This is a genomic window from Sphingomonas sp. 10B4 (assembly GCF_035019905.1).
Classification (GTDB): Bacteria; Pseudomonadota; Alphaproteobacteria; order Sphingomonadales; family Sphingomonadaceae; genus Sphingomonas; species Sphingomonas glacialis.
The window spans coordinates 1-24,447 of sequence record NZ_JASJVC010000053.1; the positions used below are offsets into that span (position 1 = coordinate 1).

Below are 24,447 nucleotides of genomic sequence, written 5' to 3' on the forward strand. Positions count from 1 at the left end.
AGCCCCTCGAGTTCCTCACGTTTCATAAACAGGATGAATCACGGACTGCCCGGTTTGACAAGGGGGTGGGTAATTACAATTTCCGAGGGCATGACAAATCTCTCCATAAGGTCTGCCCACTACCAGAGTCTGAATAGTTTAGGTTTATCGCCGCTCTGTTCAGAGCCCACCGCCAAAAGGAGCCCGACGATCGCGAGCTCGGCAGGCCCTCCCGTTGCGCAATTTAAACAAAAAAGGCTATTCCGCCGTAAGCGAAGCACCGGCATCGGAATCAACGCCAGAAGCGCTTGAGGTCCTTCACCAGCTCATAGGCATCCGCGGCCCTGCTGATGGATTGATTCTTCGACGAGGTCGCAAGTGTGGTGTCTGCCTTCGATGGCACTGCCAAAGGGGTAAAGTGCTTCAGCAACTTGGCACCGGTGGTTTCATCGTTAAGACTACCCAACTCGGTTTGCAGTGCAGTTATCGCCTCCAGGAAATGTTGACGGCGGCGGCGGGTCTTCTTGCCGGCAAACAGGGTGCCGAAGAAGTCCGCAGCATAGCCAAGCTTCTTGCCGACGATGCGGATCTTATGGCGGTTCTCGTCGCTCAGCCTGTCCAGGTGCCTGCCCCGTCGATTCAGGCGTCGTTGATAACGGTCGAGTACGTGACCGGCGAAAGCGGTGATTGGTTGGCCCCGTTTCTCGGCGGTATCCATCTCGGAAAGCCAGGATCCGGTACTGATCCAGCGGACAAGGTCGAGCATCAACGCCCGAAAACTATCCGCTCCTATCGCGCTCAAAAGCTCAGCGTAGATCGCCTCGCGGCGCTCCGTCAGCTTGGCGAGCAGTTTAGGATCCGCGATCCGATCAATCAGCACATCGATGTTACGAGCATCGCTAAACAAGGCGGCGGCGGTCCGCAATCGGTCGCTCAGCGCAATGGACTCCGGGTCTATGAGGATTGGTTTGAACAATGTCAGCGCCGCGCGAAGGCGGCGGAGCGCAACGCGGCATTGATGTAACGTTTCGGAGTCCCTGGCCTCGAGCAGGAGGCCTTCATTGAGCCGGTAGTGGCGAATGCAGGCACCGGCGATCGCCTGAAAGCCAGCGGCTGTGGTGAGGTCTTTTTCCAGAGCGATAGGCTCAGCTTCGAGCGCCTCGCCGACATCGGGCGACCGCAGCGCGTGCCCGCGTTCGGCTTTGCTGCGCACGCCGATGCGCAGCGGAACGGTCGCGCCAATTTTGGCCGCGACGGTGAAAAGCGCCGCGCGTGTACCTTTCTTCAATTCGAACTCGAGTTCGTGGATCACGTCATTGCGACCGTCGGTTGTGATGGTACCGTCGTCGTCGGCAATCTCGATCGTCGCGCCATCAGAATCGACGAGCCAGAGCGTGCGGGCAATGTTTGTCGTGAACACCTGTTGCAAGGTGTCGGCGGTGATCGTCGCGGCCGCGAGCTTGGTCAACAAGGCGGCTGTCGGCAGATCGAGATCGGGCGTCTCTCCCGCAATGTCGCACTCCCATTCCGGACGGCTGAACAGGCCGGCGGCTTTACCGCCCTCAACCTTGATCGTCTGAATGCGCCGTTTTCCGTCACGGCGAACGCGTAATGTGATGCCGGCATGCCAGAGATGGTCATCAATGGTGTCAAAATATGCGGAGATTAGATGATGTCGGGCCGTCGGACGACCGAAGCTCGCGAGCAGCGATTCATAGACCGTGGCCCCGACTTCCACATCTACATCAAGCTTCAGCTCGGTTTCCCATAGCGTACCTGTCATTTCGCTATTCGTTTTTACCGGGCGGCCGTGGGACAGAGACATATCGCCGCCCGCCGCAATAGTTTCCAAATTCACTGATGTGACTGAAGCATGATTGACGTGCACATGTTGGACCTCTGCATCGCGGGCTATGGGGCAACCGAAGCGCCGTTCTCGGCGTCGATTGGCAGTGGCAAAACCGTCGGAATCTACCCAGACCTCGCAGGCACCGAAGTGCTGCCAACGGTCATCACCACGCTAAAGCAGACGCAGGCAAATCGCTGAAACATGCGTTTATGGTCGCGTGTTCTCGCATATGTGCCCTCGACCGCCGATGAAGATATCTTGAACCGCTGAAAATGCGGACATGCCCGTTCGTCGCCGCGCTGCCCTCGTATCCTCGGTCCCTGGGTAGTTTCCGATCCTGTTGGGCAGGGGCGCCTTGGCGCAGTCCCGTCCCTTACTCGTCACGATTGCACTGCGGGGCATGACTGGCACCCGCGAATCCATGGAGACCGTCGTGACCGATACCTTCTTCCCGGAGAAATTCGCCGACAGCGTGGAAACCGTGCGCACACGGAGCGACCCTGCGGAGATCGTCGAGCACCATGGCGCACCGACCCGTGCTTATGGCGCGCTGCACAGCAACGGGCCGATCCACAGCATGACGATCGACCGCCGCGCGCTGCTGCCGGACGATGTCGCGATCGACATCCTCTATTGCGGTGTCTGCCATAGCGACATCCACATGATCCGCGGGGAATGGGGCGAACAGCCGTTTCCCATGGTGCCGGGGCACGAGTTCGTCGGTCGGGTATCCGCCGTCGGCCAAGCGGTCACAAGGTTCGCCCCTGGAGATTTTGCCGGGGTGGGCTGCATGGTCGACAGCTGCTGCGCCTGCGACAGCTGCAAGGCGGGGCTGGAACAATATTGCACTACGGGCACGACGCTGACCTATGCCTCGCCCGACCCGCGTGGTCCTGGGCAGACGTATGGCGGCTATGCCGAACGGATCGTGGTGCGCGAACGCTTCGTCGTCAAAATCCCCGATGGTGCGGATCTGGCGTCGACCGCGCCGTTATTGTGCTCGGGCATCACGACCTTTTCCCCGCTGCAGCATTGGCGCCTGGGTTCGGGCCAGCGCTTCGCGGTGATCGGGCTCGGTGGGCTGGGGCATATGGCGCTGAAGCTCGCGGTCCATCGCGGTGCCGAAGCGACCGTCTTCACGACTAGCGAGGACAAGGCCAAGGACGCCTATGCCATGGGCGCGAAAGACGTTGTCGTGTGGCAACCGGCTGCGACCGACCCGATCCCGCTGGTCGGGGAGATGACGAACCGCTTCGATTTCATGCTGTCGACCATCCCCTTCCCGTTCGACGTCTCGCCCTTCCTGCCGCTGCTCCGGCTGGACGGCATCTTCGTCAACGTCGGCGCCCCTGGCGCAATTGCCGGCGTCAGCGGCGGCGCCCTGTGGGGTCAGCGGCGTTCGATAGCCGGGTCCTGCATCGGCGGCATGCCAGAGACGCAGGACGTGGTCGACTATTGCTGCACCAATGGCATTCGGCCGCAGATCGAGCTGATCCGTCCAGATCAGATCGACGACGCGTATCTTCGGGTCGAGCGCAAGGACGTGCGCTATCGCTTCGTCATCGATCTCGCGTCGCATCGGACCGGATGAGGCGGCCTGACACGCCTTGCATCTCGTACCCCTAGCAAGAACTACCGATTCAGCCGCCGCCTGTGGGCCACATGATCGACGGACGACCTCATGGTATCAAGACGCAAGAACTCCTCCACGCCGGCTGTCCGCGCCGCCTTGGCTGGAGACGTGCTGGTCGCGCTCGCAAAGTCCGCTGCCGCGCTGTGGACCGGCAGTTCCGCCATGACGAGCGAAGCGATCCATTCCTTCGTCGATGCCGGAAACGGAATCCTGCTACTCTATGGCATTCGCCGTGCCGCGCACCGGCCTGATATCGAACACCCCTTGGGCTATGGGCGCGAGCTATACTTTTGGAGCTTTATCGTTGCTCTGCTGGTGTTCGCCGTCGGCGCGGGATTTGCTGTCTACGAGGGCGTCAATCACGTGCTTCACCCCGAAGCAATCCAGCATCCGTTGATCAACTATGCGGTGCTCGGCGTCGCCTTTGGGTTGGAAGGGTGGGCATGGCTGGTGTCCTTCAAGCAGTTTAAAGCCGCCAGCGGCGAGCTTGGCTTTTACGCAGCCTTTCGCGAGAGCAAGGATCCGCCGTCGTTCATGATCCTGTTTGAAAACAGCGCGGCCTTGCTGGGCCTCGTCGTCGCCGCAATCGGAACCGCTTCGGCCGTCGCATTTCAGCAACCCTGGTTGGACGGCGTGGCGTCGATCATCATCGGCGTGATCCTGGGTGGGACGGCCGTCCTGCTGGCCCGTGAAAGCAAGAGCCTACTGATAGGAGAGCGTGCTGATCCGCACTTGTCGCGATCGATCCTGGCAATCGCTGCCGCCGAGCCATTCGTCACGCGTGCGAACGGCTTACTGACGGTCCAACTCTCCCCTGATCAGATCTTGGCTGCCCTCAGCCTTGAATTCTCTGATGAGCGGACGATTTCGCAGGTCGAGCAACAAGTGATCGCCCTCGAGCAACATGTCCGTGCCGCACATCCTGAGGTCGTCGTTTTGTTCGTCAAACCGCAAACCGACAAGGCCTTTAGCGCACAGCGGCGCGACCGGTTCGGAGATCCAGTCGAAGATGCGCGCAAGCGTCGCGGAAGCCGGTTTTTCGGCCTGACATTGCCTTCTTTCATTCCAAGCGCTTGGCGCGCGCAGCGGTTGGTGCCCACGATCACCTCAAAATTGGACGAAGGCGCCGTTCCGGTGGGCGAGGTGTCGCAGGACACAATCAAGTCGGGCACGGTTTAAGCCACGCTCGTAACTCGCTACGATTCCGCCCCGCCGGTCACGCTGGCTTTCACGCGGCCTGCCTTGGCCATACCTGTAACTAGAGCATGCATATTGAACGGCTTGGCCACGACCACGGCATTCGGCGCGATCTTCAAAAGTTGGACCGGATCACCGGTTATATAGAAATGGGTGACAAAGCCGCGTGCTAGGATCTGACGCATCGCCGACACCCCGCTGCCCTCGGCAAGATTCCCGTCGACGATCATCAGATCGGGCTCCAAAGCCATCGCTGCCTCCACGGCCTCGGCCTCGGTCGTCGCGATCCTGCAAACGTCATGGCCCATCGCTATTAAAAGATCGGCGAGATCCATGGCGATGAGGACGTCATCTTCGACAATGACGATCCTGCGTCCAGCGGTCACCGGTCCTCTCCTGCGCCGCCTTCATTGACCCAATTCGTAATCGAGCGCGGCAGCCGTCTCGCCGGTCCCTGCTCATCATCGTGGCTCGTGCCAGCTTCATCCGGCGACGCTGGTACCCCGCGGTGGTCGGCGTTGCGCCCTAGACGTTCACGCAGGGACATGGTGCGACTCAACGATCCAGAGATGCTTGTCGATATTGCGTGATATGCCGGTGAAAAGGTCTGCGGTGTCCGCATCGCCAAAGGTGATTGCTTCCCCGATGGCCGCGCGCGTCGAGGTCCCGAATGACGCCAAAGCCTCGGCGACAGCCGAAAGATGGGTTTGCTCAGACCCGATCCCGAGCAGATAGGGCGCGAGAAACGAGCGCTCGCTCGCCAGCTGGATGGTACCGCGCGCCGTTCCGCCAAGCCCCGCAACGCGTTCGGCGATTAGGTCCGACATCGCCTCGACCTCTACCGAAATTCGGTCGAACAGCTCATGGATGGCAATGAACGCCGGCCCCCGGACATTCCAGTGCGCCTGCTTGAGCTGCGCGTGGAGGTCGATCGCGGCGGCCAAGTGCTTGTTCAAAATCTCGTTCGATTGCGCACGGACGTGCTCGGGCAAGCTGTTTCTCGTTGGGTACATGATCAAGCTCCAAGCTGCCCCACCGGCCTTTGATGCAAACCCGCTCGCTATCTTAAGCAGCTTCGTCATTAGGGTCGGCCGCGACAATGGCCCTTCTACGTTCGGGCGGTCAGTCTCGGAAACTACTCACGCTTCAAAAGCGTGACGGCGAATTCATGTCCGGAGTCACTATAAGTATGAGTGAAGAGGCGGAAGAGTGCTACGCCGTGTTGCATGACGGCAGACAACGCACGTTCGGCGGATCCGCGCCCCAACCATGAGACCCGTCTTGCGTCGCCCAGGGCGGCAGAAGGCGCGACCGCACTTGCCGCCAGAGGCCCTCCTGGCATGATGCCGATCATCGCCATTGGGGCGTCAGCCGGCGGCCTAGAGGCCGCATCCAAATTGCTGAATGCGATTCCGCCGATGACCGGGATGGCGTTCATCCTCGTTCAGCATCTCGACCCGAGCCACAAGAGCATGATGGTCGACTTGCTCGCCGAACACACCAAAATGAAAATCGTCGACGCGACCGACGACTGCCCCATCAACCCCGATCATATCTATGTCATTCCGCCAGGCCGATATCTTTCCGTTCGCGCCGGTGCTTTGCAGCTTTCCCCCCGCCAGGCACTCCATGGTGCCCGGCTACCTTTCGATTTTTTGTTGCGTTCGTTGGCCGAGCGCTATGGCCAACAGACGGTCGGCGTCATCCTATCTGGAACAGGTGCGGATGGCAGCGGAGGGCTTTCCGCACTCAAGGCCGCAGGCGGCTACGTGATCGCACAAAAGCCCGAAGAGGCTGAATATGACGGGATGCCGCGCAGCGCGATCGGAACAGGATTGGTCGATCGGATCCTTGAATTAGATGATATACCGCAGGCGCTTGCCGCCCGCCAGGTTGAGATCGTGAATAGGCCGGCAGAGCCGAAGGAACTCTTGTTGCCGCTCCCGACAGGCCTGGACGAGATCATCGGCTTCCTCAAGGACAAGACGCCTCACGATTTCCGGCAGTACAAGCCGGGGACGCTCGAACGTCGCATCGAACGGCGGATCGCCTTTCTCGCGCTTGAGCGCGGTAATCTTGCCGGCTATCTCGATCTGCTCCGTAGGGACCCGGCCGAGCGCGACCTTCTCGCGAAGGACCTGTTGATCAATGTGACTAGCTTCTTCCGGGATCCAACGATCTTTGCGGCGCTGGCTAAGACAATCATTCCTGATCTCGTCGATAATCTACCGGAGCATAAGGCGCTCAGGATATGGGTCGCCGGGTGCAGCACGGGAGAAGAGGCCTATTCGATCGGGATGATCTGCCGTGACGCAATCAAAGCGTCTGGGCGGGACATAAAGCTGCAGATCTTCGCATCCGACATCGATATGGGCGCCATCGCGACCGCACGCGAAGGGCTGTATCCCTTCGACATCGCACACGCAGTTCCAGCAGATCAGCTTGCGCGCTTTTTCGTCAAGGACGAGGCCGGGTACCGAGTGGCGACGGGCCTGCGCGGCGATGTCGTCTTCACCTTGCAGGACGTATTGTCAGATCCGCCCTTCCCAAAGATCGATCTCGTCTCCTGCCGCAATCTCCTGATCTATCTAAATCCCGAGGCGCAGGCCAAGGTGATATCGCTCTTCCATTTCGCCCTGCGCGAAGGTGGAGTCCTCGTTCTGGGCTCATCCGAAACAGTAGGTAAGGCCGAAGACCGGTTTGAGGTGATCGCAAAGTCCGAACGCGTCTACCGGCATATTGCGCGAAGCCGGACCAGTAATACCGGCTTTCCTTTAGGCTTTGGCGATACCCTGCCATCGCTTGGCACGGACGACAGGTCCGCCTCGCCAATGCGCCAATCCACATTGGCGGATATTTGCCTCAAGGCCGTCATCGCCAGCCACGCGCCCGCAGCGATTCTGATCAATCGCAAGCGGCAGTGTCTCTACTCGATGGGGCCGACCGATCGCTATCTGCGCATCGCGCCGGGCTATGCCACGCTCGATCTACTCGCCATGGCGAGCCCGACCCTACGAACCAAGCTTCGGCTCGCGATCGACAAGGTCAGCAAGGCGGCCCCGCGCGTCGATGGAGGCCGCTCGCGCGTGACCCTTGATGGCAGTACCATCTGGTTTCGTATCGATGTCCAGGCGGTTGCCGACGACCAAGAGGATTTGCTGCTCATCTGCTTCGTCGAGGAGGCAAGCGAAAGCGCAAGTGCGCCGTCACTCCGAAATCGCAGCGACGCCGCGCGTGTTGCAGAACTTGAGCACGAGCTCGAAGCGACCCAGGCTGAATTCCAAAATTCAATCCTGAACCAGGAAACTTCTAGCCAGGAACAGAAGACGATCAACGAAGAGGCGCTTTCGGTCAACGAGGAGTTCCAGTCAACCAACGAGGAGCTGCTCACATCGAAGGAGGAGCTGCAATCTCTGAACGAGGAATTGACCGCACTCAACAGCCAGCTTCAGGAAACGCTGGAGCGCCAGCGATTGACGTCGGACGATCTACAGAACGTTCTCTACAGTACCAATGTAGCAACGCTATTTCTCGATATCGACCTTAAAATCCGATTCTACACACCTGCGATCAAGTCGGTGTTTAGCATAATAGCCGGGGACATCGGACGACCAATCGCGGACCTGCGGCCGATCGCTACCGATCCCGAACTGCTGACCGATGCTAACCGGGTCCTATCCGATCACATCTTGATCGAGCGCGAAATCAGCGCGCCGAAGGACACATGGTTTCTCCGGCGGGTATTTCCCTACCGCGCGCATGATGGCAATGTTGAAGGTGTCGTTATCACCTTCGCCGACACCACCGAGCGAAAGATCGCTGCAAAGGCGCTCGAACTCGCCAAGATCGAAGCGGAACGCGCCAATCTCGCCAAGTCTCGGTTTCTCGCGGCGGCGAGCCATGACCTGCGCCAGCCTCTGCAGTCGCTGACGCTTCTTCAGGAACTGCTGACCCAGTCTGTCGAGGCCGAAAAGCCGAAGAAGCTGCTCTCCCGTCAGGGACAAACGCTGGCGGCCATGTCCGGGATTCTCAATGCTCTACTCGACATCAACCAGATCGAAGCCGGCGTCGTCGAAGCCAAGCCGGTAACCTTCCCCATTGCCGATGTCCTGGATCTCTTGCGGGATGAATTTAGCTATCTGGCTCAATCTCGCAACCTGTCACTCCACATTCTGCCGAGTGAGGCGTTGGTTCACAGCGATCCTATCCTGCTCGCGCAGATGATCCGCAACCTGCTCGGGAACGCCATCAAATACACCAAGCGGGGAAAGGTTCTGCTCGGCTGCCGTCGTCGCGGCGATGTGCTCTGCATCGAAGTGTGGGATACCGGGATCGGCATCGCGGCCGACGAGCTTCATGCCATTTTCGATGAATTCCATCAGATCAACAACGCCGCGCGGGAAAGAAGCCTTGGTTTGGGCCTGGGTCTGTCAATCGTGCAACGCCTTGGACACCTCCTCGGGCATGACGTCTATGTTAAATCAAAGCCGAACAAGGGCTCAGTGTTCAGCATCACCCTCTTGAGCCCGACTGCGGAGCCCTCCTCTTCAGTCATAGAGACACCTGAAGCCGATTCCACCGCCTTGCCGCAACAGCGCACCTGCAAAATCGTTATTGTCGATGACGACCCGGATGTTGTCGAATTACTTAAACAGCTGCTCAAGGGCGACGGGCACATCGTCCAAACAGCATCCGACGCGGCTTCCGCAATCAAGCTGGTTGCCGGCGGCGCGATCAAGCCCGAGCTCCTGTTGACCGACTATAATCTCCCGGGGGACACGGATGGAATCGATCTCTTGCGACGGCTCCGCGGCAGTCTGCCGGACGGCCTTCCGGCGATCATCCTAACCGGGGATATTTCGAGCGAGGCGCTGGCGCGGATCGCCGGGGACGATTGCATTCAGCTCAGTAAACCGGTGAAAGCGCGGGAACTCCGTGCGGCAATCGAGCGACTTCTGGCTAGCGCACAGCCGTCATCCTTGCACCGCGTCGGAGCCGTTGCGATGGCAAGAGCACCCGTGGCGTACGTGATCGATGATGATCCGGGCATACTGGCGACCATCCGCGACGTGCTCGAAGATGATGGGCGAAGAGTCGAAGGCTTCGCCAGCGCGGAGGCTTTTCTAGAGGCCTATAGGCCCGGCAACGACGGGTGCCTCCTGGTTGACGCCCACCTGCCGGGTATGAGTGGCGTGTCTCTCATCGAACACCTTCGCGCCCGGGGAGATCACCTTCCCGCGATCCTGATCACAGGAAGCAGCGACATCGGCCTCGCTGTTGAGGCCATGAGGACGGGCGCCTGTGATTTCATCGAAAAACCGGTGGGTCGCGGAGAATTGCTGGCAAGCATTGCGCGGGCAATTGACCAGTCGCACGACATCCGGCTCAACGACGCGGCTCACGAGAAAGCGTCCGCGCATGTCGCCGATCTGACCACCCGACAGCTCGAAGTGATGGACCTGGTTCTTGCGGGTCATCCCAGCAAAAATATCGCCGCCGATCTCGGTATCAGCCAGCGCACCGTGGAAAACCACCGAGCGGCTATCATGCACAAGATGGATGCGAAGTCGCTGCCGGAACTTGCCCGTACTGCGCAGGCCGCCGCCGATGGCCATATGCCGAAAGCTTTATCAGGGCGGTCGTCGACCGAAGGTGCCGCCGGAACCGAAGAAATTGCACCCGTGCCGATTGGTGGGTAGTATCACTCACTGAAAGACCGTTCGCTTCTGAACTACGGCGCAATCGACAGCCATGGAAGAAATATTAGCAAGCTCGCCTGATAACGAGGCACTGCGGGCCCATCGTGCAGTCTACGCACTCTCCTGCTTCCACATCAGTATCGATACATCGTTCGCGATAAAGCCGCGCGAGATGAGAATGCGACCACGCGGCAGGTCCACAGTCAGTCGCCGCAGCCATTGCATCTTCGGTACTGGCCCGGTCGCGAAGGAAAGTTCTTGTTTCGGTCAGCATTTCGATTTCCCCGGGGTCGACCGCCACGTGTGCGCGACGATCCTTTGTCCAACCGTGTATCCCCTCCCACCAAGGCGCCGAAGGATCGGAAAATACTCAGCTCTATGCCGCAAGCGCCAGCGGCGGGATCGTCATCGCGGTGGCGCGGTAGGAGCGCGGTATCTCGTCAGTGATCAGACCTAAGGATTTCCGCGATTTTTGCCGCGATGCGTTCCGGGCGGAGGATGAAATCAACGCAGCCACTCGCAATGGCGCTATCCGGCATGTCTGACTGGAGGGCGGAGGTCGGCAATTGTGCGATCGTCACCCCGCCGCATTCGCGGATACCGCACAAGGCTTCTGCGCCGTCGCCGTCATAACCGGACACGATCACGGCGACGAGCCTGCCATGCCAATGCTCGGTCAACGACCTGAGGAAGACCGTGATGACATCGGGCCATCCGCGCGGTTTGGAAATCGGGGCCAGCCGGAATTCTCCGTTCAGCACGTGCAGATCGCGTTGAGCAGGAATGATGAAGACGTGGTTTGGCCGGATATCCAGCCCCTCGGTGATGAGTTCGACCGGCATCCTTGTATGCCGCGGAAGGATCTCGTGCAGAAGCGTCGAGACTGTTCGGAGGTGATTCACGATGACGATCGCCGCACCTAGGTCGCTTGGCAGGTTGTCGAGCAATCTTTTGTACGCGTCGAGACCGCCCGCCGATCCGCCGACGCATACGATTGGAATGTCCTGCGCTATCACCGGCCGATGCTCCTCTATCCGCGCTCATGACGAGACGGGATTTTTTTGAAACCTGCGTTAGGCTGGTGGGGGCGACCGTACAGGCTCCTGCTCGAAAGCGCGCACCGTTTGTCTCCGACCAGCGCCGCGCTACGCTACGACCGCGTTGGGCAGGCGGCACCTCCAGACGGAGGCTGGCCTGCGGCCGAGGTCATGATCCAGTCTGCGACATCAGCTGTGTAACATGTGGTGGCGCGATCGAACGCCGCGACAATCTCTCCGGCGCCGTTGTGCGTCGCGTTTACGCGCGTCACGAAGTGACGCTGCCCAACGACTGCATGCGTGGGCAGCTCATAGAGCGTTGCATCACCGGCGATCACGATCGTCGGCGAACCGATCATGCTCGCGTCGTCATATTGCGCTTCGAATTGTCCAATGGTGACCGCGAGCGAATAGCCGTTGCGCACGCCCTCCTGCGCCACCGTCACCCGGAAGCCCGGCATCCGCGACTGAAGCTCCCGGACAGTGGCCTGCGCGAAAAGACCCGGCGCGCTCGTCACCCATCGAACGCCCTTTATGTAGCGCGCCGTTCCTGCATGCACCGCCAACATTCGGTCCCCTTCGATTTCCGATGCGAAGCGTACTTTCTCGACCAAGAGCGTCGGTTGCGCGGACGATAGTCTTTCAGTGGTCCTAGCAGGCTCAGAGACACCGAAGCGATACAGGCTGTCGGGTTTACCGCCGCCCAGAAGCCCACCGACGCAGCCCCCTAGCAAACATAGCGCTGCGAAACCGCCAACGCGGACGGTTGATCGGCGCACCGTCATTTGGGGAGCTCCAGTTCCTTGCCGCGGGGTTTCGTCAGCGTGCCGCGCGGATCCTCGCGGATCGAGCGGACAAGCCCGTTAAGCGAGTCCGCCGTATCCTGCAGACTGCGCATCGTCGCATCGATGTCGGGGATGGTTGTCGATGCAATCGCGCCCGTCTGGCCGTCGAGCCGCGCAATCGTGCCACGCGCTTCATGCACCGCCAGCTTGAGTTCGCCAGCCGCGCTGGAAATGTCCGAGAAAGCCTGCCGCCCATCGCCATCGGCAATCTTGTGAACCGAGGCGGAGGCCCCTTGGATATCGGTCGCTGCCCGATCGAGCTTGGCCAGAGTTGACACGGCATCACTGAACATTGCCCGGTTCGCGGCGAACGCTTCGGTCGTCGATCGGATGTCGCGCACCGCACCCGTCAGGTTGGCGATATTCCCATCCGACAAAAGGCGGTTAACCCTGGTGAGAGATTCCGTTGCCGTTTCCAGCATCTGCCCCCCACCAAGGAGCAGCGAAGCCAGCGCGTTCGGCTTACTGCGAATGGTCGGACGCTTGCTGGTGTCGACCTGGCGCAGGAGGGGCTTGCTCGGGGTCCCCGCACTGATCTGAATAACGTCGATCCCGGAAATGCCCTGCAACTCGGTCGTGGCTTCGGAATCGACGCGGACCGGGGTCTCGCCGTCGATCCGGATATCGGTAATGACCTTATTGGGGTCTTGGGCATCCAGCGTGATATGCTGGATGGTGCCGACCTTGATGCCGCTGAACTGGACGTCACCGCCGACGCTCAGCCCGCGCACCGGCCCGGAAAACACGATCCGATATTCGTCAAACTGACGATCGAACTCGAAGCGACCGAGCCAGACGACGAAGATAAAGGCGGCGATCACCAGCAGCGTCGAGATGACGCCGACCAGCGCGTAATGGGCGTGGCGTTCCATCAGCTGAACCTGCCTTCTGCGGCGCGACCACGCGCGCCGTGGAAATACGCCTTGATCCAGGGCTGTTCGGATTTCTCGAGTTCGGCGACGGTCGCAACGGCAATGATCTTCTTGTCAGCGAGCACCGCGACCCGGTCGCAGATCGCGTGAAGCGTATCGAGATCATGCGTGATGAGAAACACGGTGAAGCCCAGCGCTTGATGCAGCGTGCGGATCAGATCGTCGAACGCGGTCGCGCTGATCGGATCAAGTCCCGACGTCGGCTCGTCGAGAAACAGGAGGTCGGGATCAAGCGCGATCGCGCGCGCAACGCCGACGCGCTTGCGCATGCCGCCTGACAGCTCGGCCGGCATCTGGCCGCCGACGTCGGCAGGCAGACCCGCCAGCAGGAGCTTGAGGGCGGCCAGATCACGGACGATATCCGCGGGGAGATCAGCGTGCTCCCGGAACGGCGCCTCGATATTTTCCTGAACACTCAACGCGGAGAACAAAGCCCCCTGCTGGAACATCACGCCGATCCGTTGCTCGGTCGCGCCTTGCGCATCGAGGTCGCCGATATCGTGCCCGAAAATCTCGATCGTCCCGCCATCCGGACGCTTGAGCCCGAGGATCGTGTTCAGCAGCACGGATTTGCCCGAGCCCGACCCACCCACGATGCCGATAATTTCCCCGGCGCGGACCTCGAGATCGAGGCCCTCATGGACGACGAGATCGCCGAACGCGGTCCGCAGGTTCTTGATCCTGATCGGCGCGACGCCGCCTGGCGTTGGCAAGGCCGCGCTCACAGGTTCAGTTCCATGAAGATCACTGCAAAAATCGCATCGACCATGATGAGAAGGAAGATCGACTGCACGACAGCGGAAGTGACAGCGCGGCCCAGGCTCGCGACATCGCCCCCGACGGACAAGCCCTTGCGACAGCCAGAGATGGCGATGATGATCGCGAGAAAAGGCGCTTTCACCATTCCGAGCCAGAATTGGGTAAGGTTGACCGTCTCGAGCGTGCGCTCGGCGAAAAAGACGGGGTTGATGCCCATCATCGCCCAGCTGACCGAGATACCGCCCAGCATTCCCCCCATGTCCGCACAAAAGGTCATCAGCGGCATCATCAGGAGGCAGGCGAGGACACGCGGGACAACCAGCGCATCGAATTGGTCGACGCCCATCACCTGCAGCGCGTCGGTTTCCTGGTTCATCCGCATCGAGCCGAGTTCGGCGGCAAAAGCCGATGCGGTCCGACCGGCGAGCAGGATCGCTGCGATCACCACGCCGAATTCGCGAAGGATCGCCGCCCCGACGAGCTCGACGGTGTAGACGCCGACGCCCATGTCGGTGAGCAGATTGGCACCCACCAACGCAATGACCGCGCCGATGAAAAAGGTCATCGTCATCACGATCGGGATCGCATCGATCCCGGCCTGCTCCATCACGGCAAAAAGCGGGGTCAGCCGCAGGCGTCCGGGATGGACCATTGTCCGTCCGAGTGCCGACACCAGCTGCCCGAGAAAAGCCATCGCCTGATAGCTCTCGGAACCTGCTCCGGTGACCGCCTTACCAATGCGCTCGAACACCAGGAAAGGATGGCGCTTGACCGCAGCGGTCCCTTTGGTCTGCGCCGCCGGACGCACCAGAGCGGAAAGCCTGTCAAAATCGGCATGGGACGGCGTGATGGTTCCGACGGGCTTTAACGCCCGCAAAAGTACGAACGCACCAGACGTATCGACGCGACCCAGTCGGGAGAGGTCAAGCCTGTCGGCCTGACCCACACGGTGCACTTCATCCCCTAGTGTCGCCACCGTCCCGACGAGCAACAGCACGGTCCAGTCGCCACTTGGCAGAAGGGTACGGCCCTCGGGATGATCCAGTATGTCAAAGGCAGCGTTCATTGAGGAGACCGTTTCCTCATGGGATCGTGTTCAAAGGATATAGTCTCCATCGCAGCATCATCCTCGTACCCCTCAGCGGCACCGACGGTCAGCAAGCACCGCGCTGCGGGCGGGATTTGGGGGCGATGCAGCGATCTACCCCAAGCAAAGCGCCGGGCCGCTGAGGGTTTCGTTGACTAGAAGTCCATGCCGCCCATGCCGCCGCCCGACATCCCGGGCATGGCCGGTCCGTCCTGCGGGTGATCCGCCACGGCGGCTTCGGTGGTGATCAGCAAGCCAGCGATCGAAGCTGCGTCCTGCAACGCACATCGGACGACCTTGGTCGGATCGATCACGCCGGATTTCACCAGATTTTCGTATTGCTCGGTCTGCGCGTTGAAACCCAGATTTTGGTCGTTGCCATCGATCAGCCGACCCGCGACCACCGCTCCGTCCTGGCCGGCATTCTCGGCGATCTGGCGCAGCGGCGCCTGCAATGCCTTGCGAACGATGTCGATCCCACGAGTCTGGTCGTCATTCACGCCCTTGAGGTCATCGAGCGCCTTGCTGGCATAGAGCAGCGCGGTCCCGCCGCCCGGGACAACGCCCTCTTCGACGGCTGCGCGGGTCGCATGCAGCGCGTCGTCGACGCGGTCCTTGCGTTCTTTGACTTCGACTTCGGTCGATCCGCCGACCTTGATGATCGCGACGCCGCCGGCAAGCTTGGCAAGACGCTCCTGCAGCTTCTCCTTGTCATAGTCGCTGGTGGTGCTTTCGATCTGCTGTCGGATCGCCTCGACCCGCCCCTTGATCGCGGCCTCCTCGCCGGCACCATCGACGATGGTCGTGCTATCCTTGTCGATGGTAACGCGCTTGGCGCTCCCAAGCATCTCGAGCGTCACCGATTCAAGCTTGATGCCGAGATCCTCAGACACGACGGACGCCTTTGTCAGGATCGCGATGTCCTCGAGCATAGCCTTGCGGCGATCGCCGAAGCCCGGTGCCTTGACGGCGGCGACCTTCAACCCGCCACGCAGCTTGTTGACGACGAGCGTGGCAAGCGCTTCGCCCTCGATGTCCTCGGCGATAATCAAGAGGGGGCGCCCCGACTGCATGACAGCTTCCAGGATGGGAAGCATCGCCTGGAGGTTGGAGAGCTTCTTCTCGTGGATTAGGATGTGAGGATCCTCGAGTTCGGCCACCATTTTGTCGGGATTGGTGATGAAGTACGGAGAGAGATACCCGCGATCGAACTGCATCCCCTCGACCACGTCGAGCTCGAATTCGAGGCCTTGCGCCTCTTCGATCGTTATGACGCCTTCCTTACCGACCTTTTCCATCGCCTCGGCGATCTTGCGTCCGACAACCTCGTCGCCATTGGCGGAGATGATCCCGACCTGCGCGATCTCGTCGTTATTTGAGACAGGCTTCGAGCGCGCCTTCAAGTCGTCGACGACCCTGCTGACGGCGAGGTCGATCCCACGCTTCAGGTCCATCGGGTCGATGCCGGCCGCAACGGACTTCATGCCTTCCCGAACGATTGCCTGGGCCAGCACGGTCGCTGTGGTCGTGCCGTCACCGGCATGGTCATGGGTCTTGGAGGCTACCGCGCGCAACATCTGTGCGCCCATATTTTCGAATTTGTCCTTGAGTTCGATCTCCTTGGCGACGGTGACACCGTCCTTGGTGATGCGCGGTGCGCCGTAGCCCTTGTCAATGACTACGTTGCGTCCCTTGGGGCCCAGCGTCACACGAACGGCATTGGCGAGAATGTCGACACCGCGGGTTATGCTTTCGCGGGCGTCGCGCGAGAATTTTACATCTTTGGCTGCCATGTCATATGCCTTATATTTTGGGGTAGTCGGGCTGCGCGCACGCGGTGGCGCGACACGCCTTTACAAACAGGATCGTGAGGGCGACGGCGTCAGCCGATGACCCCCAGGACGTCGCTCTCCTTCATGATGAGGAGATCCTCGCCGTCGAGCTTCACTTCGCTTCCGGACCATTTGCCAAACAGGATCCGGTCGCCCGGTTTCACATCCAGCGGAATCACCACCCCGTCATCGGCGCGCGTGCCGGTGCCGATCGCGACGATCTCGCCCTCTTGCGGCTTTTCCTGCGCCGTATCGGGGATAATGATCCCGCCCGCGGTCTTGGCTTCGGCTTCGATCCGGCGAACAAGCACGCGGTCGTGCAGGGGGCGAAATGTCATGGTCGTCCGTCCTCTCGCTGGTCTGCGACGAAGCGTCGCGTTCGCAACAGGACAGCCAGCGCTGCCAGATTACGACGGTGATCGTGTTCAGCAGGTCGCCCGCAACGCGCGAGCGACACTTGCCGTGAAAGCGCAAGAATTCCTGCTCGCGCGCAGACCTCCTCCCGCGCCGGAAGGTTAAGCATGGGCCACCTGATCGAGTGTCCTGCGGACCAGCACGAGTGTGGGATCACCAGGATAGGGTTCCGCAGTGAAGCCCATCTCGCGCTCGAGTTCGATTGCCGCTTGATTTTCATGGGCTTCGATTGACTCTAACGTCTTCACGCCCTTTGCCTCGGCAAAGCGCGCAATATGCGCCAGCAATTCCCAACCGATCCCGCGATGCTTGAAATCCTTGCGGATGCAGATCGCGACTTCCCCACGGTCGAGCGCAGGATCGCAGGCGAGCATTGCCGTCGCGATCATCATGGAGCCGTGCTCGTCGAACGCGAGGAAATTCTCGGTGCATTTGTGATCGATCGTCACCAACTCGACGACCCGGTCGTGACCGACTTCGTCCAGTCCGGTCAGAAAGCGAAACCGCAAGTCGTCGCGCGTCACATGGGTGAAGAAGTCGGCAAGCGTCCCCTCGTCAGCCGGACATGCAGGTCGGACATGGAAGCGAAACCCCGTTCGGGTCGTGAGATACTGGCTCCAGTCGTCCACAAAATCGGCTCCGAAATAAGATACGCAAGGTGCATCGTGCCGCAGCGTGCGGCGCAACTCTCGCAGCGCGGCAGTGCAGGCCGATGATTTGAACGCGTAATCCGCGCGTCACCAGCTTCGGAAAACACCTACACCCCATCTGAGACGCTGCGGATTGGAATGGCGTGCCCCAGAGGCTTGTCAGCCGACGACGTCCGCCGCCTGCTTCCGCCAAATTCGGCAACGACAACCGTTGCTAAAAATAGATGCGATGGACCAGTGCCGCTGACAAGAGCGCTCACTCCGCCGCGAAACCAGGTGTCAGCCCCTATGCGCCTCGTTCCAAAACAGCAGCCCCCTCTCCCGAATGAGTAGTTGCCGGTGGGTGACGACGTCCTGGATCAGCGCGTAGCCTACGTATTGCGGGGCACCAGGTTGGTCCAAGACACTATGGGAGATGAGGGGGTGGGAGCCAGTATCGCGCCGACGGCTTTGATCGCTGGTGGGCGATCTCAAGCCTCTGGCGCATCAATAGCGCCAAATGCGAATACCGGCCTTACTGACGAACAGGTCGACGAACGCGTTCGGCGTGGCGATATCAATGCGGTCGATCGTCGAAACAGCCGAACGATAAGCGGGATACTGATCTCCAACATATTTACCCGTTTCAACGCGATCCTCGGCGTTCTGCTCTGCATCATTCTCTATATTGGCCCATTGCAAGACGCGCTGTTCGGCGGCGTTTTGGTTGTGAACACGCTTATCGGCATAGTTCAGGAGGTGCGCGCCAAGCGCGCTCTGGATCGACTGGCCGTCATCAGTGCACCGACCGCGCGCGTTGTAAGGTCAGGACACACAATCGACATTCCCGTCGCTTCGGTCGTTCTCGACGATGTGCTTGAGTTCAGACCGGGAGATCAGGTCGTCGCCGATGGGATCGTGCTCGCATCGGAAGACCTGGAAATCGACGAAGCGCTCGTCAGCGGCGAGTCGGAGCCACTGTTGAAAGTGCCCGGCGACTGTGCGCTCTCCGGCAGCTTTGTAACCGCCGGGCACGGTCACTACCGGGCAACCGCCGTCGGCAGCAAAGCCTATGCCCAGAAACTCTCCAGTGCTGCCAAGGTCTTCAAACCCGCACACTCCGAGTTGAGCGCCGGTATCAACCGCATATTGCGCTACGTCCTATGGACGATTGCGGTTGCGGCCCCCGTGCTTCTGTGGAGCCAATTCCGGGCACAGCCCCTATTCCACGCCGCCGCGCTGCGCTCGACGGTAGCCGGCGTGGTTGCGATGGTGCCGCAAGGCCTTGTGCTGCTGACCAGCCTTGCCATGGCCGTCGCCGTGACGCGCCTGGGTCGCCGCCGCGCGCTCATCCAGGAGCTGCCCGCCGTCGAAACGCTGGCGCGGGTCACTACGCTTTGTCTCGACAAGACGGGCACGCTCACGACGGGCAAGCTCAACATCGCGGACCTCGAGATCCTCGACGCGGATGCAGAGATCGCCAAGGCGCTCGGGGCGCTCGCCGCTGCGGATCCTGCGCCCAATGCCACCCTGCGCGCTATCGCCTCCAAGTATCCAGCGCCAACAGACTGGAAGGCCACGGACAAAGTCGCGTTCTCGTCGGCGCGCAAATGGAGCGAAGTGTGCTTTGGTGACCATGGGAATTGGGTGCTTGGCGCTCCAGACGTGATGCTCGTCGGTGACATGCACGCCGACCTGTTGAAGCGCGCTGCGGCAAACGCCAAAACCGGGCGTCGTGTGCTGCTCCTTGCTCATGCGCGCGCGTTTTCAAACGACCAGCTGCCTGCCGACCTAGTCCCGGCCGCGTTCGTCCTGCTGGCCGAAGACGTGCGATCGAACGCTGCGGAAACACTCGCTTACTTCGTGCGGGAAGGCGTCGCCATCAAGATCATTTCTGGTGACCATCCCGAGACAGTGGCAGCCGTGGCCCGCCAGGTCGGCGTGCCTGGTGCCGACGATCCCGTCGACGCCCTTCACCTCCCGAGCGGTAACGCAGCGCTCGCGACACTTATGGAAGCGCGATCAATTTTCGGACGGGCTACGCCAGAGGGCAAGCGCGCGATGATTGCCGCCCTCCAGAGCAAGGGTCACGTTGTCGCCATGACCGGCGACGGGGTGAACGATGTCTTGGCTCTTAAACAGGCCGATATTGGCATCGCGATGGGGGCAGGAAGTGGTGCTGCTCGCGCTATCGCCCAGCTCACGTTGCTCGATGGCAATTTCGCGTGCCTGCCTTACGTCTTGGCCGAAGGGCGGCGCGTCATCGCAAACATCGAACGGCTTGCGATACTGTTCGTTACCAAGACGGTTTTTGCAGCGGTTCTGGTCGGCACAGTCGCGGCTGCAGGTCTTGTTTATCCATTTTTGCCCCGGCAACTCTCTCTCGTCGGCGCGCTGACAATCGGAATCCCGGCTTTCTTCCTGTCGCTTGCACCTAATTCACGGCGCGCACGACCCGGGTTTCTCCCTCGCGTCTTACACTTCGCGATCCCTGCGGGCATCGCCGCCGCAATCGCGACGCTGGCGGCATATTCGATCGCACTGTATTCCGCCAATGGTTCGCTCGACCAGGCCAGCACCGTTGCAAGCCTCGTTCTGTTTTCTTGCGGACTGGCAAACCTGGCCTATCTCTGCCGACCCTTCACACCGCTTCGCGTCCTTCTGCTTGTCGCGTTGGCAGCCGCATTCGCCAGCGTGCTGATTGTCCCGATCTCGCGGAGCTTCTTCGCGCTGGTGGCTTTGTCATCAAACCTATGGTTCACCGCCGCAATAAGCGGCGCGTTGGCTGTCATGGCGGTGCTTCTCCTTCTAAGCTCCGTCACGCGGAAACGAGCCTCCATGCCGAGATGATGCTGCCTCACCCGGTGGAGTATTGCGGGTTAGACCCCGACTGCTGAAGCAAGCGCATGACCAGCTAGGCGATATCGGGCCCGCGCCAACGCGGTATGCTGAGCGTCCCCGTGAACCGGCGACCTGGCAGGCTACGCTCCAGACGCGTATCTGATGAATCTTTGCCTAAGCCAACGCCCAGCCCCGCTGTCGTCAGGCCGGTCGATCCGCCGAAATCGCAGCCGGGCCTGTCGACCGGGTGCTGCGTGTTCTCCGTGAGAAGAATGTTTGTCGGAGGTTTGACCGCAATATCGTTTTCTTTGGGTTTGATCATGTTTCGTCTCCATCGCGACGTCTGGCATCGTCCTCTGGCCCGCAATTTAGCCATCAGTGCGGATCCCGGCAGCCTCGGCATCTACCCATCCGACTGGCGCGAAACCGTCGTCCGGTTGAATTGAAAGGGCTCAGCCTGATCTGCCGATGTACTCGATTGAGCATGGCCAAATGAGTAATTTCCGAGGCTGGAGCCAAAGTTGAGGCAACTGTAGCGTCAACGCAAAATGGAAAAACCTTCCCAATGAGGCGACCGAAGATTCCCGAGCACCATCTCGTTTCGCGGATCGGGTGGTTGCGAGCTGCGGTGCTCGGCGCCAATGATGGAATATTATCTACCGCGAGCTTGATCCTTGGCGTTGCCGCGGCGGGCGGCACCCGCGGCAATACCCTGATCGCGGCCGTCGCTGCGCTTGTGGCGGGCGCAATGTCGATGGCAGCAGGTGAATATGTCTCGGTGAGCTCGCAGCATGACACCGAACAAGCCGATCTTTCTCGCGAACGCGCCGAGCTCAAGGCGGATATCGTCGATGAAGGAGAGGAACTTGCGCAAATATACCGCGAGCGTGGCGTCGACGATGCGACTGCTCATTTGGTGTCGCGTGAACTGATGGCCAAGGACGCGCTCGGTGCACATGCGAGAGACGAGCTGGGAATTACCGCAACGGGCATCGCCCGACCAATTCAGGCTGCTCTAACATCCGCTGCCACCTTTACGTTCGGGGCGTCATTGCCGGTCCTGATCGTTATCATCGCGCCGCCAGCAACGCTCATTGTGGCAGAGTCGGTCGGAGCGCTTGTGTTTCTCGCCGTTCTTGGTGCGGTTGGAGGGGTGACGGGCGGTGCGAACGTCTGGCGGGCCATGGCGCGCGTCACCTTTTGGGGCGCCCTTGCCCTCGCGGTTACTGCGAGCATCGGGCGTCTGGTGGGAACCACGCTATAGGATTGCGGCGGTTTTTGCTGATCCGCCGCCCCGCTGCGACCGCCCCCGCACATGGCGATCATGCTTCTACGAGCGCGCTCAAGTGGCGCGACAGAACCGCCCGAGTGTGTTGCGCGATCATAGCTTCCTCGTCAGTGGCATACACCAAAACCTTGATCTTGCTGTCCGTCGCGCTGATCTGCCTCGCGTTGGCAGCATTGGGTACATCGTCAAGGACGGTGCCCAGCCAAGCAAGACGTTCACATACAGCTGCGCGGATAACAGCGGAACGTTCACCGATCCCGGCGGTAAAAACGAACCCGTCGATCCCGCCAAGTGCGCTCGCCATACCCCGGCCTCTACCGCAATGCGATAACTGAACAGGCGTATCGCTTCGACCGCGCGCGCATCGTCACTAGCAAGCAGAATACGCAGGTCCCCGCTGATCCCCGATACGCCAAGGAGCCCTGATTGGTGATAGAGCAAATCTTCGATCTCAGAGCCTGATCCGAAACTAAGTTGAGTAGTGTCAGCGGGTTAGCTTGACGACCAGCCCAGTCGTTGATTCAGGGGTTTTGCGAAAACTACCGGAGATCAACGATGTGGACCGACACCACTCGGGCACAATATGCCCGTGCGGACCTGGCTTTGCCAAGCGATTTGACCGATGGGGAATGGGCGGTCCTGGAGCCGTTCCTGCCGCCGCCTTCCCATGTGGGGCGTCCGCGCAAATGGCCTCTGCGCAGGATTGTCGAGGCGATCCTCTATTTGCTGCGCGGCGGCTTGCCGTGGCGGATGTTGCCCCCGTGCTTTCCGCCGGTTTCGACGGTGCGGCGCTGGTTTTACCTGTGGCGCGACACCAAGCTTTGGCTGTCGCTCAATCATACGCTGCTGCTGATGGCACGCGAAGCGCTTGGCCGCGAGGCTTCGCCCAGTGCCGGCGTGATCGACAGCCAGAGCGTCAAAACCACGGAAAGCGGCGGCCCTCGGGGCTATGACGCGGGCAAGAAGGTCAAAGGCCGCAAGCGACATATCCTCACCGATACCCAAGGCAATCTGGTCCACGCCGTGATCCATCCCGCCGACATCCAGGATCGCGACGGCGCGCCGCTGGTGCTGGCCGAAATCATCAGACGCTTCCCGTGGCTGCGCCATGTCTTTGCCGACGGCGGCTATGCAGGCGACAAGCTCAGGGACGCCCTGCGCCGTCTCGGCAAATGGACCGTCGAGATCGTCAAGCGTTCCGATACCGCCAAGGGCTTCGTCGTCCTCCCGCGCCGCTGGGTCGTCGAACGAACACTGGCCTGGCTCAACCGAAACCGTCGCCTCGCAAAGGACTTCGAGCAAACCATCGCATCGGCAACCGCATGGCTATTTATCGCCTCGATACAGCTCTTCGCTCGCCGCATCGCAAGGTCATCAAATTACATCGGATAATTATGAATCAGGCTCTAATGGGCAACGAAGACATCTTGAGAACGGAAGGCTGGATACACGAACAAGAAACCCGCGAAGGCGCGGAAACCTTCATGCGCGACCTGCACGACCACGGCTCGAAAGCGGAATATCCCGCTCCAGATTTTGCCCTGGAGGAAACAGTCACGCTCTCGTCCAATGTACTCGGATGCCGTATTGAACTGGCCTGCGCCAACAATCTTGTTTCCATCGGTATCGGCGAAGCGGTTCTCGGATCACTGGAAGCCTTGCTTGCGACCAGTCTCGATCATCGGATCTTGCCTCAAGTGGACCACTTGCATTTACGGGTGACCCCGTCCGACACCGTCGGGCTGAGTCCTGTCCTGACTTTTGCCGATGTTGAGGGAGAACCCATCGGCTCGATCACCCACCGCATGGTCGTGGAATACAAGACCAAGGAAGATGCGCTATCATTTCCGCGTTGGATGAAGGACGCCGTTCTCGAAATCTTCCTTCGCTTCGCCGCGCCTCAGGATGCCGAGGCGTGGGGTAAAGCGCTGTTCGGAGACGAACGCGCCCAAGATCGCGCGCTGACGTTCTCTAACGTTCCATCCATGCTTTATAATCTGCACGGTGACCGAGCGCAGCTCTCGCTTGCTGATTGGATCGATCCTGCCGACACTACCTATCAAATCAAGCGCTCGGAGGTGTGGCCTCCCACTTCCATCTCCGACTCAGTCAAGTCTTTTGGTAACACACCGCGCGGCGAAGGCCTTGCGCCCAAAAAAATGCGCGATGCCGCCGCAGGGAAGCATTCGAAGACACGATGGGTTTCGCCTATCGATACGCAGAAATGGGACAAAGCGAAATGGAATGGGACGCTGTTCATGTGGTCTCCGCCCGGCCCCGAAATGCCGCCTCCTATACTAGGGCTCGCGTTTGAGAGTTCTGCCGCAGCTAAAGATATTTTTAGATCACACCGGCTTTGTTGCAAAACTGACGTTGGGGATTCACGTAGGGAATCGAGTGGGATAGATGGGCGTGATGCCCAAACC

Annotated in this window: 21 protein-coding genes and 1 pseudogene; 8 read left to right on the forward strand and 14 right to left on the reverse strand. The window is 60.5% G+C overall.

Going from position 1 to position 24,447, the window contains the following annotated elements; translation table 11 throughout:
• Positions 1-271: 271 nt before the first annotated feature.
• A complete protein-coding gene (locus QN347_RS14185) occupies positions 272-1,837 on the reverse strand; it encodes a CHAD domain-containing protein (protein ID WP_323494074.1) in 1,566 nt (521 codons plus the stop codon).
• 15 nt (positions 1,838-1,852) lie between these two features.
• On the opposite strand from QN347_RS14185, the gene QN347_RS14190 reads away from it, so the two are divergent.
• The 3 genes from QN347_RS14190 (at position 1,853) to QN347_RS14200 (ending at position 4,640) form a co-directional block, all read left to right on the forward strand.
• Positions 1,853-2,026: a hypothetical protein gene (locus tag QN347_RS14190; RefSeq protein WP_323494075.1), complete on the forward strand. Its 174-nt coding sequence runs from the start codon at positions 1,853-1,855 to the stop codon at positions 2,024-2,026.
• 235 nt (positions 2,027-2,261) lie between these two features.
• On the forward strand, positions 2,262-3,419 hold the full coding sequence (locus tag QN347_RS14195) for an NAD(P)-dependent alcohol dehydrogenase (protein WP_323494077.1): 1,158 nt from the start codon (positions 2,262-2,264) through the stop codon (positions 3,417-3,419).
• Between the two features lie 90 nt (positions 3,420-3,509).
• The gene (locus QN347_RS14200; RefSeq protein WP_322160994.1) at positions 3,510-4,640 is read left to right on the forward strand and encodes a cation diffusion facilitator family transporter; all 1,131 of its coding nucleotides are present in this window, start codon (positions 3,510-3,512) and stop codon (positions 4,638-4,640) included.
• A 17-nt stretch (positions 4,641-4,657) separates the two neighbouring features.
• Here QN347_RS14200 and QN347_RS14205 read toward each other — a convergent pair whose 3' ends face one another.
• Positions 4,658-5,044 carry a response regulator gene (locus tag QN347_RS14205; protein ID WP_322160996.1) on the reverse strand — a complete coding sequence of 129 codons (387 nt, stop codon included), beginning with the start codon at positions 5,042-5,044 and terminating at the stop codon, positions 4,658-4,660.
• A 147-nt stretch (positions 5,045-5,191) separates the two neighbouring features.
• Positions 5,192-5,740: a DNA starvation/stationary phase protection protein Dps gene (dps, locus tag QN347_RS14210; protein ID WP_322160998.1), complete on the reverse strand. Its 549-nt coding sequence runs from the start codon at positions 5,738-5,740 to the stop codon at positions 5,192-5,194.
• Between the two features lie 144 nt (positions 5,741-5,884).
• Here dps and QN347_RS14215 point away from each other — a divergent pair, with 144 nt between their 5' ends.
• A complete protein-coding gene (locus QN347_RS14215; protein ID WP_323494079.1) occupies positions 5,885-10,357 on the forward strand; it encodes a chemotaxis protein CheB in 4,473 nt (1,490 codons plus the stop codon).
• Between the two features lie 440 nt (positions 10,358-10,797).
• Here the strand turns inward: QN347_RS14215 and QN347_RS14220 are convergent, their stop codons facing one another.
• The 9 genes from QN347_RS14220 to QN347_RS14260 form a co-directional block, all read right to left on the reverse strand.
• Positions 10,798-11,373, reverse strand: coding sequence for a chemotaxis protein CheB (locus QN347_RS14220; protein WP_322161002.1), 576 nt, complete (start codon positions 11,371-11,373; stop codon positions 10,798-10,800).
• 134 nt (positions 11,374-11,507) lie between these two features.
• Positions 11,508-12,179 (reverse strand): ABC-type transport auxiliary lipoprotein family protein, encoded by a 672-nt coding sequence (locus QN347_RS14225; RefSeq protein WP_322161004.1) that lies wholly within the window; start codon positions 12,177-12,179, stop codon positions 11,508-11,510.
• Positions 12,176-13,111, reverse strand: a complete 936-nt coding sequence (locus QN347_RS14230) for an MlaD family protein (RefSeq protein WP_322161005.1) — start codon at positions 13,109-13,111, stop codon at positions 12,176-12,178. The genes QN347_RS14225 and QN347_RS14230 overlap by 4 nt, the downstream gene beginning before the upstream one ends.
• Positions 13,111-13,896: an ABC transporter ATP-binding protein gene (locus QN347_RS14235; protein WP_322161006.1), complete on the reverse strand. Its 786-nt coding sequence runs from the start codon at positions 13,894-13,896 to the stop codon at positions 13,111-13,113. Before QN347_RS14235 ends, QN347_RS14230 begins: the two co-directional genes overlap by 1 nt.
• The gene (locus QN347_RS14240; RefSeq protein ID WP_322161008.1) at positions 13,893-14,996 is read right to left on the reverse strand and encodes an ABC transporter permease; all 1,104 of its coding nucleotides are present in this window, start codon (positions 14,994-14,996) and stop codon (positions 13,893-13,895) included. Before QN347_RS14240 ends, QN347_RS14235 begins: the two co-directional genes overlap by 4 nt.
• A gap of 176 nt (positions 14,997-15,172) precedes the next feature.
• Positions 15,173-16,810, reverse strand: a complete 1,638-nt coding sequence (gene groL, locus QN347_RS14245; RefSeq protein WP_322161010.1) for a chaperonin GroEL — start codon at positions 16,808-16,810, stop codon at positions 15,173-15,175.
• An 89-nt stretch (positions 16,811-16,899) separates the two neighbouring features.
• Complete coding sequence (locus QN347_RS14250) at positions 16,900-17,187, reverse strand: co-chaperone GroES (RefSeq protein WP_322161012.1); 288 nt, start codon at positions 17,185-17,187, stop codon at positions 16,900-16,902.
• A 177-nt stretch (positions 17,188-17,364) separates the two neighbouring features.
• Positions 17,365-17,949, reverse strand: a complete 585-nt coding sequence (locus QN347_RS14255; protein WP_322161013.1) for a GNAT family N-acetyltransferase — start codon at positions 17,947-17,949, stop codon at positions 17,365-17,367.
• Positions 17,950-18,399: 450 nt separating this feature from the next.
• Complete coding sequence (locus QN347_RS14260) at positions 18,400-18,594, reverse strand: hypothetical protein (protein WP_323494082.1); 195 nt, start codon at positions 18,592-18,594, stop codon at positions 18,400-18,402.
• Between QN347_RS14260 and QN347_RS14265 the strand changes: the two genes are divergently transcribed.
• Positions 18,589-20,742: an HAD-IC family P-type ATPase gene (locus tag QN347_RS14265; RefSeq protein WP_323494084.1), complete on the forward strand. Its 2,154-nt coding sequence runs from the start codon at positions 18,589-18,591 to the stop codon at positions 20,740-20,742. The genes QN347_RS14260 and QN347_RS14265 overlap by 6 nt on opposite strands.
• 64 nt (positions 20,743-20,806) lie before the next feature.
• Here QN347_RS14265 and QN347_RS14270 read toward each other — a convergent pair whose 3' ends face one another.
• The gene (locus QN347_RS14270; protein ID WP_322161016.1) at positions 20,807-21,055 is read right to left on the reverse strand and encodes a hypothetical protein; all 249 of its coding nucleotides are present in this window, start codon (positions 21,053-21,055) and stop codon (positions 20,807-20,809) included.
• A 243-nt stretch (positions 21,056-21,298) separates the two neighbouring features.
• Here QN347_RS14270 and QN347_RS14275 point away from each other — a divergent pair, with 243 nt between their 5' ends.
• Positions 21,299-21,997, forward strand: a complete 699-nt coding sequence (locus QN347_RS14275; protein WP_322161020.1) for a VIT family protein — start codon at positions 21,299-21,301, stop codon at positions 21,995-21,997.
• Positions 21,998-22,055: 58 nt separating this feature from the next.
• Here the strand turns inward: QN347_RS14275 and QN347_RS14280 are convergent.
• Positions 22,056-22,462, reverse strand: a pseudogene (locus tag QN347_RS14280) (hypothetical protein).
• Positions 22,463-22,576: 114 nt separating this feature from the next.
• On the opposite strand from QN347_RS14280, the gene QN347_RS14285 reads away from it, so the two are divergent.
• Positions 22,577-23,413 (forward strand): IS5 family transposase, encoded by an 837-nt coding sequence (locus QN347_RS14285; RefSeq protein ID WP_322161023.1) that lies wholly within the window; start codon positions 22,577-22,579, stop codon positions 23,411-23,413.
• The coding region (locus tag QN347_RS14290; protein WP_323494085.1) for a hypothetical protein at positions 23,344-24,447 on the forward strand (1,104 nt) is incomplete at its 3' end. The genes QN347_RS14285 and QN347_RS14290, both read left to right, overlap by 70 nt.